Origin of the sequence: Janibacter melonis, from assembly GCF_020567375.1 — a bacterium.
Taxonomy (GTDB): Bacteria; Actinomycetota; Actinomycetes; order Actinomycetales; family Dermatophilaceae; genus Marihabitans; species Marihabitans melonis.
The window spans coordinates 907,901-919,231 of record NZ_JAJBZM010000003.1; the positions used below are offsets into that span (position 1 = coordinate 907,901).

Here is an 11,331-nt window from a genome sequence, read left to right on the forward strand (position 1 = left end):
GGTGGGGGGGGCGGGGGGTGCGGGGGGGGGGGCGGGCCGCCGGGGGCGCGCCCGGGGGGGGGGGGGGGCCGGCGGGGCCCCCCCCCCCCGCCCCCGCGGCTGTGCACCACCCCGGTCTGCATAACTTCTAGCGATAGCGTATATTCATACATCGTGGTCACAGCAGCAGTCGCAGGAGCGAGCGGGTACGCCGGGGCAGAGATCCTCCGGCTCCTCCTCGCGCACCCCGAGGTCGAGATCGGCGCGGTCACCGCAGCCGGCAACGCCGGGAGCCGGCTGGGCGACATCGCCCCGCACCTCTCCCCGCTCGCCGACCGGGTGCTCGCCCCGACCGAGGTCGAGCAGCTCGTCGGGCACGACGTCGTCTTCCTCGCCCTCCCGCACGGCCACTCGGCGGCGATCGCCGCCCAGCTGCCGCAGGACTGCGTCGTCGTCGACTGCGGCGCCGACTTCCGGCTGCGCGACGAGTCCGCGTGGACGACGTACTACGACACCCCCTTCGCCGGGACCTGGCCCTACGGCATGCCCGAGCTCGTCGCCCACGACGGGACCAAGGCCCGCGAGCAGCTGCGCTCGGCACGCCGCATCGCGGTGCCCGGGTGCTACCCGACGGCCGTGAGCCTGGCCCTCGCCCCGGCGCTGTCCGCCGGTGTCGCGCGCGCCCAGGACGTCGTCGTCGTCGCCGCCTCCGGCACGTCCGGTGCCGGCCGCTCGCTCAAGGCGCACCTCCTCGGCTCGGAGGTCATGGGGGCGATGTCCCCCTACGGCGTCGGTGGGGTCCACCGCCACACCCCCGAGATCGAGCAGAACCTCGCCCTCGCCGCGGGCACGGACGCGAGCGTGTCCTTTACCCCCACCCTCGCGCCGATGCCCCGGGGCATCCTCGCGACCGCGACCGCGCCGGCCGCCGAGGGCGTCGACGTCACCGCCGTGCGGGCCGCCTACGAGCAGGCCTACGTGGACGAGCCCTTCGTCCACCTGCTGGCCCAGGGCACGTGGCCGCGCACGGGCGACGTCGTCGGGTCCAACCTCGTCCACGTGCAGGTGACCCTCGACGAGCGCGTCGGCCGCGTCGTCGCCGTCGCCGCGGTCGACAACCTCACGAAGGGGACCGCCGGCGCCGCCGTGCAGTCGATGAACCTCGCCCTCGGCCTGCCCGAGACCACGGGGCTGCCGCTCGCGGGGGTCGCGCCTTGAGCCGGATGCCGCTGCACCTCATGCGTCACCCCGACCGTCTAGTCGTCGCCCGGCTCGCCGCCGGCGAGGAGCCGACGTGGGACGTCTTCGGCGGGGCCTTCTCCTCGATCACCCGCACCGCCGACGAGACCTCGATCATGTGCGACGCGCACCTCGTGCCCGCCGACGTCCGCCAGGAGGGGCCGTACATCCCCTTCGAGGTCGCCGGACCGCTCGACTTCGAGCTCGTCGGGGTCATGCACGACCTGCTGACGCCCGTCGTCGCCGGCCGGATCAGCATCCTCGCGATGTCGACCTACGACACCGACTGGGTCCTCGTCCCCGAGGCGCGGGCCGACGACGCCGCGACCCTGTGGCGCAAGCACGGCTTCGTCGTCACCCCGACGTCCCTGTCGGGCTGGCGCCCGGACCCCCAGGAGGGCTCATGAGCACCACCGTCCCCGCCGGCTTCCGCGCGGCCGGCGTCACCGCCGGTCTCAAGGCGAGCGGTCGCCCCGACGTCGCCGTCGTCGTCAACGACGGCCCCGACCACCACGCGGCCGTCGTCCTCACCTCCAACCGCGTCCAGGCGGCCCCCGTCGTGTGGACCCGGCAGGTGCTCTCCGACGGCCGGGTCGACGCGGTCGTGCTCAACTCCGGCGGTGCGAACGCGTGCACCGGGCCCGAGGGCTTCGCCGACACGCACCGCACGGCCGAGCACGTCGCCCAGGTGCTCGGGGTCTCCGCCGGTGACGTCGCCGTGTGCTCGACCGGCCTCATCGGCGAGCGGCTGCCGATGGACGCGCTGCTCGGCGGCGTCGACGCGGCCGCGGCCGCGCTGTCGGCGGACGGCGGCGCCGACGCCGCCGAGGCGATCATGACGACCGACACCGTGAGCAAGACCGCCACGGCCACCCGCGACGGCTGGTCGGTCGGCGGCATGGCGAAGGGGGCGGGGATGCTCGCGCCCGCCCTGGCCACGATGCTCGTCGTCGTGACGACCGACGCCGTGACGACCCCCGAGGTCCTCGACGCCGCGCTGCGCGAGGCGACCCGCACGACCTTCGACCGGGTCGACTCCGACGGCTGCCAGTCGACGAACGACACCGTGCTCCTCATGGCCTCCGGCGCGAGCGGGGTGCCCGTCGACCCCGACGAGCTCACCGAGGCCGTCCGCGAGGTGTGCTCCGAGCTGGCCCGCGCGCTCATCGGCGACGCCGAGGGCGCGAAGCACGACATCGCGATCACCGTGCGGGGCGCCGCGAGCGAGGACGACGGCCTCGAGGTCGCCCGGTCCGTCGCGCGCAACAACCTCTTCAAGTGCGCGGTCTTCGGCGAGGACCCGAACTGGGGCCGCGTGCTCGCCGCCGTCGGCACGACCCGGGCGGTCTTCGAGCCCGACCGGCTCGACGTGAGCATGAACGACGTGCAGGTCTGCCGCGCCGGGGGAGTGGGCGAGGACCGCTCGGCCGTCAGCCTCGCCGGCCGCGAGGTGAGCGTCGTCGTCGACCTCCACGCGGGCGAGCACGAGGTGACGGTCTGGACCAACGACCTCACCCACGACTACGTCCACGAGAACTCCGCCTACTCCACCTGACCGGGAAGTGATGCGCGTGACCCCGCCCCCTTCGTCCGACCCGAGCGCCACGCTGCGCGGTGCGATCGACGCGGCCGCGCTGCGCGTCGCCCGCACCAAGGCGACGACGCTCGTCGAGGCCCTGCCCTGGCTCGAGCGCTTCCGCGGCTCGCTCGTCGTCGTCAAGTACGGCGGCAACGCGATGACCGACGACGCGCTCAAGCGTGCCTTCGCCGAGGACGTCGTCTTCCTGCGCTACGCCGGGCTGCGCCCCGTCGTCGTCCACGGCGGCGGACCGCAGATCGCGGCGATGCTCGACCGGCTCGGGCTCGAGAGCGAGTTCAAGGGCGGGCTGCGGGTGACGACCCCCGAGGTCATGGACGTCGTGCGAATGGTGCTCATGGGGCAGGTCGGGCGCGAGCTCGTCGGGCTGCTCAACCAGCACGGCCCCGTCGCCGTCGGGCTGTCGGGCGAGGACGCCGGTCTCTTCGGCGGGCGCCGCCGTGGGGTCGAGATCGACGGGCAGCACGTCGACATCGGTCTCGTCGGCGACGTCGAGCACGTCGAGCCCTCCGCGGTGCAGGACGTCCTCGACGCCGGTCGCATCCCCGTCGTGTCGACGATCGCCCCCGACCTCGACGTCGAGGGCCAGGTCCTCAACGTCAACGCCGACACGGCCGCGGCCGCGCTCGCCGTCGCCCTCGGCGCGCACAAGCTCGTCGTGCTCACCGACGTCGAGGGCATCTACGCCGACTGGCCCGACCGCGACAGCCTGCTCAGCCAGCTCTCCGTCTCCGGCGCGCGCCGGCTCCTCGAGCGCGTCGACGCCGGGATGATCCCCAAGCTCGAGGCCTGCATCCGCGCCGTCGAGGGCGGCGTGCCGCAGGCGCACGTCGTCGACGGCCGCCAGCCGCACTCGATGCTCCTCGAGATCTTCACCCGCGAGGGCATCGGCACGATGCTCGTGCCCGACGGCACCGAGGCCGCGGCGGCGGCCGACGAGGCGCTCGTCTCCGGGAGCCCGTCGTGAGCGGGGGCCAGGAGCGCACCACGAGCCAGGCGGAGTGGCTCGAGCGCTACGGCGCGAGCCACATCGGCGTCTTCGGCGCACCGGGCCTGGTCATCTCCCGCGGCGAGGGCTGCTGGGTCTGGGACGTCGACGGGCAGCGCTACCTCGACCTCGTCTCCGGCATCGCGGTCAACGCGCTCGGCCACTCCCACCCCGAGCTCGTCGCGGCCATCAGCAAGCAGGCCGGCGAGCTCGTCCACGTCTCGAACTTCTTCACGACGACCGCCCAGGTCGGTGCCGCCGAGCGCATCCTGGCGGTCGCCGACGCCCCGGCGGGGTCCGGGGTCTTCTTCACCAACAGCGGCACCGAGTCGGTCGAGGCGGCGATCAAGCTCTCGCGCCGCACGGGCCGCAGCCGCATCGTCGCCCTCGAGGGCGCCTTCCACGGGCGCAGCACCGGGGCGCTGGCCCTCACCCACAAGGCCGCCTACCGCGAGCCCTTCGAGCCGCTCATCCCCGACGTCGTCCACGTGCCCCCGGGCGACGTCGCGGCGCTGCGGGCCGCCGTCGACGAGCGCACGGCGATGGTGCTCCTCGAGCCGGTCCAGGGCGAGGCCGGCGTGCTGCCTCTCGACGGCGACTACCTGCGGGCCGCCCGTGAGGTCACCCGCGAGGTCGGCGCCCTCCTCGTCCTCGACGAGATCCAGACCGGCATCGGGCGCACCGGCGCGTGGTTCGCCCACCAGCACCACGGCGTCGTCCCCGACGCGATGACCCTGGCGAAGGGGCTCGGCGGCGGCGTGCCGATCGGCGCTCTCGTCACCTTCGGGCCGGAGACGACCGCGCTCCTCGCGCCCGGCCAGCACGGCAGCACCTTCGGCGGCAACCCGCTCGCCTGCTCGGCGGCGCTCACCGTGCTCGACACCATCGAGTCCGAGGGGCTCGTGGCCCGCGCGGGAGAGCTCGGCGAGCACCTCGTCGCCGCGGTCGCCGCGCTCGAAGACCCCCGCCTCGGCCCGGTCCGCGGGCTCGGGCTGCTGCGGGCGATCCCCCTTCGAGGTCTCGCCTCGACCGACGTCGTCGCCGCCGCCCGACGGGCGGGCTTCATCGTCAACCCCGTCGCCCCCGACGCGATCCGTCTCGCCCCGCCGCTCGTCATCACGGCGGCGGAGCTCGACGGCTTCGTCACCGCCCTGCCCTCCATCCTCGACGACGCCACCCGGAGCAGCTCGTGACCCGCCACCTCCTCGCCGACGACGACCTCACCCCCGCCGAGCAGACCGCGGTCCTCGACCGCGCGCTGGCCCTCAAGGCGTCCCGCCATGCCGAGCGCCCGCTCGAGGGGCCCCAGGCCGTCGCGATCATCTTCGACAAGCCGACCCTGCGCACCCAGCTGTCCTTCACCACGGGTGTCGCCGAGCTCGGCGGCTACCCGATGGTCGTCGACGGCAACCTCGCCCAGATCGGCACCCGGGAGTCGGTCGCGGACGTCGCCCGCGTCATCGGTCGTCAGGTGAGCGCCGTCGTCTGGCGCACCCACGGCCAGGACCGCATCGAGGAGATGGCCCGCCACGCCGGGGTGCCGGTCGTCAACGCGCTCACCGACGACTACCACCCCTGCCAGGGGCTGGCCGACCTGCTGACGATCCGCGAGCACCGCGGCGATCTCGCCGGCCAGCACCTCGCCTACGTCGGCGACGGGGCCAACAACATGGCGCACACGTACCTGCTCGCCGGGGCGACCGCGGGCATGCACGTGCGCATCGGCACCCCGGCCAGCCACCAGCCCGACGCGGCGGTCCTCGCCCGGGCCGAGGCCGTCGCCGCGCAGACCGGGGGATCGGTCCTCGTCACCGCAGACCCGGTCGAGGCGGTCGCCGGCGCCGGGAGCGTCGCCACCGACACGTGGGTGTCGATGGGGCAGGAGGACGAGCGCTCCGGCCGGCAGGGCGAGGGCTCCCCCTTCGCCCCCTTCGCGCTGAGCGCCGAGCTCTTCGCGCAGGCCGCCCCCGACGCGATCGCCCTGCACTGCCTGCCGGCCTACCGCGGCGTCGAGATCGCCGCCGACGTCATCGACGGGCCGCGCTCGGTCGTGTGGGACGAGGCCGAGAACAGGCTCCACGCGCAGAAGGCGGCGCTCGCCTTCCTCCTCGAGCAGCACCGGGACGGCACGTGATCGTCGCCAGCCGGCCGGGTCGCCAGGCCCGGATCGCCGAGCTGCTCTCGAGCCACGCGGTGCGCTCGCAGGCCGAGCTGCTCGAGCTGCTCGCGGCCGACGGCATCACCGTCACCCAGGCGACGCTGAGCCGGGACCTCATCGACCTGCGGGCCGAGCGGGTGCGCGTCGGACGCGCGCTCGTCTACGCGGTCCCGGGCGAAGGGGGAGACCCGACCCCGCGCCCCGCGGTCGGCCCCGACGAGCTCGACGACCGGCTGCGCCGGCTGTGCGAGGAGCTGCTCGTCACGGCGACGTCGAGCGAGCAGCTCGTCGTCGCGCGCACGCCCCCGGGAGCCGCCGGCTACCTCGCCTCGGCGATGGACCACGCCCGGCTGCCCGACGTCCTCGGCACGATCGCCGGAGACGACACGATCATGATCATCACGACCGGGGCGGGGGCGGCGGGCGACCTCGTGCGCCGGCTGCTCGCCCTGACCCACACGAACGAGGAGGAGCAGTGAGCGGTACCGAGCAGAGCAGCGAGAAGGTGAGCCTGTGGGGCGGACGCTTCGCGGGCGGGCCGAGCGACGCGCTCGCCGCCCTGTCGAAGTCCACTCACTTCGACTGGCGCCTGGCCCCCTACGACATCGCCGGCTCGCGAGCCCACACCCGGGTGCTCCACGGGGCGGGCCTGCTCGACGAGACGACGCGCGACGCGATGCTCGCCGGGCTCGACACCCTGCTCGCCGACGTCCTCTCGGGCGACTTCGCGCCCGGTGAGGACGACGAGGACGTGCACACCGCGCTCGAGCGGGGTCTCATCGAGCGCGCCGGCGCCGACGTGGGCGGCCGGCTGCGCGCGGGCCGCTCGCGCAACGACCAGGTGGCCACGCTCTTCCGGATGTACCTGCGCGACCACGCCCGCGTCGTCGCCGAGCACCTGCTCGCCGTCGTCTCCGCGCTCGTCGAGCAGTCGGCGGCGCACCCGGAGGCCGCGATGCCCGGGCGCACCCACCTCCAGCACGCCCAGCCGGTCCTGCTCGCCCACCACCTGCTCGCCCACGCGTGGCCGCTGCTGCGCGACGTCGAGCGGCTGCGCGACTGGGACGCCCGGAGCTCGCTGTCGCCCTACGGGTCCGGCGCGCTCGCCGGCTCCAGCCTCGGTCTCGACCCGGAGGCGGTCGCCTCTGACCTCGGCTTCGCCGGGTCGGTCGAGAACTCCATCGACGGAACCGCGGCGCGCGACTTCGTCGCCGAGCTGTCCTTCGTGTGTGCGATGGCGGCGGTCGACATCTCGCGCCTGTCCGAGGAGGTCATCCTCTGGGCGACGAAGGAGTTCGGCTTCGTCACCCTCGACGACTCGTACTCGACCGGGTCGAGCATCATGCCGCAGAAGAAGAACCCCGACGTCGCCGAGCTCGCCCGGGGCAAGGCCGGCCGGCTCATCGGTGACCTCGCCGGTCTGCTCGCGACGCTCAAGGCGCTGCCGCTGGCGTACAACCGCGACCTCCAGGAGGACAAGGAGCCGGTCTTCGACGCCGTCGACACCCTCGAGCTCGTCCTGCCCGCGGTCGCCGGGATGGTCGCGACGCTGCGCTTCGACACCGAGCGGATGGCCTCGCTCGCGCCCCAGGGCTTCTCGCTCGCGACGGACGTCGCCGAGTGGCTCGTGCGCGAGGGGGTCCCCTTCCGCGTGGCCCACGAGGTGGCCGGGGCGTGCGTGCGGGTGTGCGAGGAGCGCGGCATCGAGCTGTGGGACCTCTCCGACGACGACCTCGCGCAGATCTCGCCGCACCTCACCCCCGCCGTGCGCGAGGTCCTCTCGGTCGAGGGCTCGCTCGCCTCGCGCGACGCGAAGGGCGGGACCGCCCCCGTCCGGGTGGCCGAGCAGCTGCAGCGGGTGCGCGAGACGCACGCCGACCTCTCGCAGTGGGCCGCGACGCGGGTCGTCGCCCGCTGAGCCGGTCCGGTGACCCGTCCCAGCCGATGACGCAGGCCCTGCCGCGCGCGTGGTTCGGGCGCGACCCCCTCGAGGTCGCGCCCGAGCTGCTCGGCTGCACCCTCGCGGTGCGCGGCGTCGGGCTGCGGATCACCGAGGTCGAGGCCTACCGCGGCGAGAGCGACCCCGGGTCGCACGGCTTCCGGGGGCGCACGCCGCGCACCGCGGTGATGTTCGGTCCCCCGGGGCACCTGTACGTGTACTTCACCTACGGCATGCACTGGTGCGCCAACCTCGTGTGCGCGTCCGACGGCGTCTGCGGCGCGGTCCTCGTGCGGGCCGGTGAGGTCGTCGACGGACTCGAGCTGGCGCTGGAGCGCCGACCCGGCGTCCGCGACCGGGACCTCGCCCGCGGCCCGGCCCGGCTCACCCGGGCGCTCGGCATCACCGGCGAGGACGACGGGACCGACGTGTGCGGGGGCGACGACGCCCCCTTCGCCGTCCTGCCACCGACGGCACCGGTGGACCCGGCGCGCGTGCGCAGCGGCCCGCGGGTGGGCGTCAGCGGTGCCGGGGGCGACGGCGTCCTCTACCCGTGGCGCTACTGGCTCGACGGCGAGCCGAGCGTCTCGCCGTACCGCGCGGCCAGGCCCCGGGTCAGGCGCGGCTGAGGTCTGCGGCGACCTGCTGGAGGGCCCGGTCTCCGAGGGCGGCCAGGGGGTGCCGCCGCGGCGTGTAGTGCCAGGTCGCCAGGGCGCCCTGGACCGTCGCGAGAGCACGGGCGCGCGCCCAGACCGCGTCGTCGCCGCCGAGCAGGTCGCGCAGCCGCGAGCGCCCGGGCGCGTCGAGCACCCACCACGCCGGCGTGAGGTCCCACGCGGGGTCGCCGGTCGTCAGCGCGCCGAGGTCGAGCAGCCCGGTGAGGCGACCGTGGCGGTGCAGGAGGTTGCCCGGGATGAGATCGGCGTGGAGCAGCACCGGCGGGCCGGCGAAGGGGGCGGCCTCCCGCCCGAGGTCGAGGGCCCGTCGCAGGACGCCGACGCGGTGACGGCCGGCGAGGGCGGTGAGCACGTCGTCCGCACCCGCGGCTCGCGTGGCCACGTCACCGCCACGTGCCCCCTGCGGCGCGTCGACCGAGACGTCGACCGCGCGGAGCGTCGTCACGAGGTCGGCGAGGTCGTCGGCCCAGGTCCGGGGGACCTGGCCGTCGAGGACGACCGCGCAGAGGTCGTGCCCGTCGAGCCAGCCCAGGAGGGCCCAGACGAAGGGGTACCCGGCGCCGGGCACCCCTTCGTGCTCGACCCGGGGCAGGGGCAGGGAGAGCCGGTCGACGAGGCGGGGGAGCCAGCGCAGCTCGGTGCCGAGCGACACCGCGGCCGGGGCGTTGCGGGGGAGCCGGGCGACGAGGTCGTCCCCCACCCGGACGAGCACGTGATCGGTCCCCGGGCCCTCGACGACCTGCAGCGGGGCGTCCGCCAGGTCGGGACGCTGCTCCTCGAGCAGCCGGCGCAGCTGGTCGGCGTCGACGGGGGTGTCGCCGTCGTGGAGGGTCATGGGGCCATCCCATCACCGCGCGTCCATGCCCGGACGCCGGCTCGGGGCGTCGTCGTGCTTCGTGGCAGGCTGGGTGCGCCGCCTACGGCGGGCGGCGAGACGACGAAGGAGCCCGACGCACCGTGACTGACATCCTCGACGAGCTGACCTGGCGTGGTCTGGTGGCCCAGACCACCGACGAGCAGGCGCTGCGCGACGCGCTCGCCGCCGGCCCGGTCACCGTCTACTGCGGCTTCGACCCGACGGCGCCCTCGCTGCACTTCGGCAACCTCGTCCAGCTCATCCTCCTGCGGCACCTGCAGCGAGCCGGGCACAAGGTCATCGGTCTCGTCGGCGGCTCGACGGGCCTCATCGGCGACCCGCGGCCCACGAGCGAGCGGGTGCTCAAGACCAAGGAGCAGACGGCGCAGGACGTCGAGCGCATCGCCGCCCAGGTGCGCCGGATCCTCACCCCGGAGGACGGCGAGCCCCCGCTCTTCGTCAACAACCTCGACTGGACCGCGCCGATCTCCGCGCTGGACTTCCTGCGGGACTACGGCAAGTACTTCCGGGTCAACCAGATGATCAAGAAGGACGCCGTGGCCGCCCGGCTGGAGTCCGAGCAGGGGATCAGCTACACGGAGTTCAGCTACCAGATCCTCCAGGCGCTGGACTACCTCCACCTCTACCGCGAGCACGGCTGCACCCTGCAGACGGGTGCGCAGGACCAGTGGGGCAACATCACCGCCGGCACCGACCTGGTGCACCGCGTCGAGGGGGGGACGGCGCACGCGCTGACCACCCCGCTCATCACCGACTCGCAGGGACGCAAGTTCGGCAAGTCCGAGGGCAACGCCGTGTGGCTCGACCCGTCGATGACGAGCCCCTTCGCCTTCTACCAGTACTGGCTCAACGTCGAGGACGCCTCGGTGGTCTCGCTCGTGAAGATCTTCACCGACCGCACACCGGACGAGGTCGCCGAGCTCGAGCGCCAGGTCCGCGACGAGCCCTTCCGGCGCGCGGCGCAGCGGCTCCTCGCGCAGGACGTCACGACGCTCGTGCACGGGGAGGCGGCGACCGCGCAGGCCCAGGCGGCGTCGGCCGCCCTCTTCGGCAAGGGAGACGTCCGGGTCCTCGACGCGCAGACGCTCGCCGACGCGACGGCCGAGCTGCCCGGGGGAGCGGGCGCGGTCGGCGACACCGTCGTCGACGCACTCGTCGCCAGCGGTCTCGTCGAGTCGCGCAACGCGGCCCGTCGTGCGGTGGCCGACGGGGCGGCGTCCGTCAACGGCGAGAAGGTCACCGACCCCGAGCGGGTGCTCACCCAGGAGGACTTCCTCCACGGCTCGACCGCCCTGCTGCGCCGTGGCAAGAAGGCCCTCGCGGCCCTGCGCCTGGGGTGAGCAGGGGGTGAGCAGGGGGGAGCCGGCCCCCTGTGGCGGACGATTTGGCATCGCCGCGGATGGTCGTCTAATGTTCTCGATGTCAGCCCGAGAGGGAGGAACGGACACCAAGCGGCAGCCCTTGCAGGGTTGCACCAAGTAGGCCGGTCCCGCGAGCTGATCAACCACCACGAAGGTCTTCGTCGCAGCACTGCTGATGGCGAAAGAGCGAGTTGGAGCCGGTCCGAAAGGCCTGGTACGGTTGGAAACACACCGCAAGAAAGCCAAGCGCGAGTCACCGGCTTCCTCACGAGGAAGATCACGGAAATCGCCCAAGATTGGATGCGGTAAGGTTTCACCAAGAGCCCCGAGCGAGATGCACGAGAGTGCAGACCGATCGGTGCGCGTCCGAACCTTGAGAACTCAACAGCGTGTCAAAAATCGATGCCAATACCTCGTCTTCAGAAGGTGCGGCGCGCTCATCGTCTGGTGGGTGTGTGGTGCTGATGAAACGATATTTTAATCCTTTGGTTGACAATGATCATCTAGTATTTTTGC

General features: G+C 73.8%; 11 protein-coding genes. 10 read left to right on the forward strand and 1 reads right to left on the reverse strand.

From position 1 onward, the window contains the following. Positions 1 to 153: 153 nt before the first annotated feature. Genes argC through LIV55_RS16510 form a run of 9 tightly spaced genes read left to right on the forward strand, consistent with a single transcriptional unit; the run spans position 154 to position 8,529 of the window. Positions 154 to 1,197, forward strand: a complete 1,044-nt coding sequence (gene argC, locus LIV55_RS16470; protein ID WP_229300953.1) for an N-acetyl-gamma-glutamyl-phosphate reductase — start codon at positions 154 to 156, stop codon at positions 1,195 to 1,197. 5 nt (positions 1,198 to 1,202) lie between these two features. Next, entirely contained in the window at positions 1,203 to 1,625 is a 423-nt protein-coding gene (locus LIV55_RS16475) for an ACT domain-containing protein (protein WP_068274431.1), read from the forward strand. Next, positions 1,622 to 2,773, forward strand: a complete 1,152-nt coding sequence (gene argJ / locus LIV55_RS16480; protein ID WP_229300954.1) for a bifunctional glutamate N-acetyltransferase/amino-acid acetyltransferase ArgJ — start codon at positions 1,622 to 1,624, stop codon at positions 2,771 to 2,773. Before LIV55_RS16475 ends, argJ begins: the two co-directional genes overlap by 4 nt. A gap of 10 nt (positions 2,774 to 2,783) precedes the next feature. Further along, the gene (gene argB / locus LIV55_RS16485; RefSeq protein WP_068274434.1) at positions 2,784 to 3,782 is read left to right on the forward strand and encodes an acetylglutamate kinase; all 999 of its coding nucleotides are present in this window, start codon (positions 2,784 to 2,786) and stop codon (positions 3,780 to 3,782) included. Continuing rightward, positions 3,779 to 4,996 carry an acetylornithine transaminase gene (locus LIV55_RS16490; protein ID WP_191563440.1) on the forward strand — a complete coding sequence of 406 codons (1,218 nt, stop codon included), beginning with the start codon at positions 3,779 to 3,781 and terminating at the stop codon, positions 4,994 to 4,996. Before argB ends, LIV55_RS16490 begins: the two co-directional genes overlap by 4 nt. After that, positions 4,993 to 5,937, forward strand: a complete 945-nt coding sequence (gene argF / locus LIV55_RS16495; RefSeq protein WP_229300955.1) for an ornithine carbamoyltransferase — start codon at positions 4,993 to 4,995, stop codon at positions 5,935 to 5,937. The genes LIV55_RS16490 and argF overlap by 4 nt, the downstream gene beginning before the upstream one ends. After that, positions 5,934 to 6,440, forward strand: a complete 507-nt coding sequence (locus tag LIV55_RS16500) for an arginine repressor (RefSeq protein WP_191563442.1) — start codon at positions 5,934 to 5,936, stop codon at positions 6,438 to 6,440. Before argF ends, LIV55_RS16500 begins: the two co-directional genes overlap by 4 nt. Further along, the gene (gene argH, locus LIV55_RS16505) at positions 6,437 to 7,879 is read left to right on the forward strand and encodes an argininosuccinate lyase (RefSeq protein ID WP_229300956.1); all 1,443 of its coding nucleotides are present in this window, start codon (positions 6,437 to 6,439) and stop codon (positions 7,877 to 7,879) included. Before LIV55_RS16500 ends, argH begins: the two co-directional genes overlap by 4 nt. A 26-nt stretch (positions 7,880 to 7,905) precedes the next feature. Next, positions 7,906 to 8,529, forward strand: coding sequence for a DNA-3-methyladenine glycosylase (locus LIV55_RS16510; protein WP_229300957.1), 624 nt, complete (start codon positions 7,906 to 7,908; stop codon positions 8,527 to 8,529). On the opposite strand, the gene LIV55_RS16515 is transcribed toward LIV55_RS16510, so the two are convergent. Next, positions 8,516 to 9,412, reverse strand: a complete 897-nt coding sequence (locus LIV55_RS16515; RefSeq protein ID WP_229300959.1) for a phosphotransferase — start codon at positions 9,410 to 9,412, stop codon at positions 8,516 to 8,518. The two genes, LIV55_RS16510 and LIV55_RS16515, sit on opposite strands and share 14 nt — an antisense overlap. 122 nt (positions 9,413 to 9,534) lie before the next feature. Here LIV55_RS16515 and tyrS point away from each other — a divergent pair, with 122 nt between their 5' ends. Then, a complete protein-coding gene (gene tyrS / locus LIV55_RS16520; RefSeq protein ID WP_123090773.1) occupies positions 9,535 to 10,794 on the forward strand; it encodes a tyrosine--tRNA ligase in 1,260 nt (419 codons plus the stop codon). The last annotated feature ends 537 nt before the right edge of the window (positions 10,795 to 11,331 follow it).

What these genes read in the sequence shown, in the direction of transcription:
- LIV55_RS16475 (WP_068274431.1), top strand. Translation starts at nt 1,203, where the DNA reads ATGCCGCTGCACCTCATGCGTCACCCCGACCGTCTAGTCGTCGCCCGG.
- argJ (WP_229300954.1), top strand. Translation starts at nt 1,622, where the DNA reads ATGAGCACCACCGTCCCCGCCGGCTTCCGCGCGGCCGGCGTCACCGCC.
- argB (WP_068274434.1), top strand. Translation starts at nt 2,784, where the DNA reads ATGCGCGTGACCCCGCCCCCTTCGTCCGACCCGAGCGCCACGCTGCGC.
- LIV55_RS16510 (WP_229300957.1), top strand. Translation starts at nt 7,906, where the DNA reads ATGACGCAGGCCCTGCCGCGCGCGTGGTTCGGGCGCGACCCCCTCGAG.
- LIV55_RS16515 (WP_229300959.1), bottom strand. Translation starts at nt 9,412, where the DNA reads ATGACCCTCCACGACGGCGACACCCCCGTCGACGCCGACCAGCTGCGC.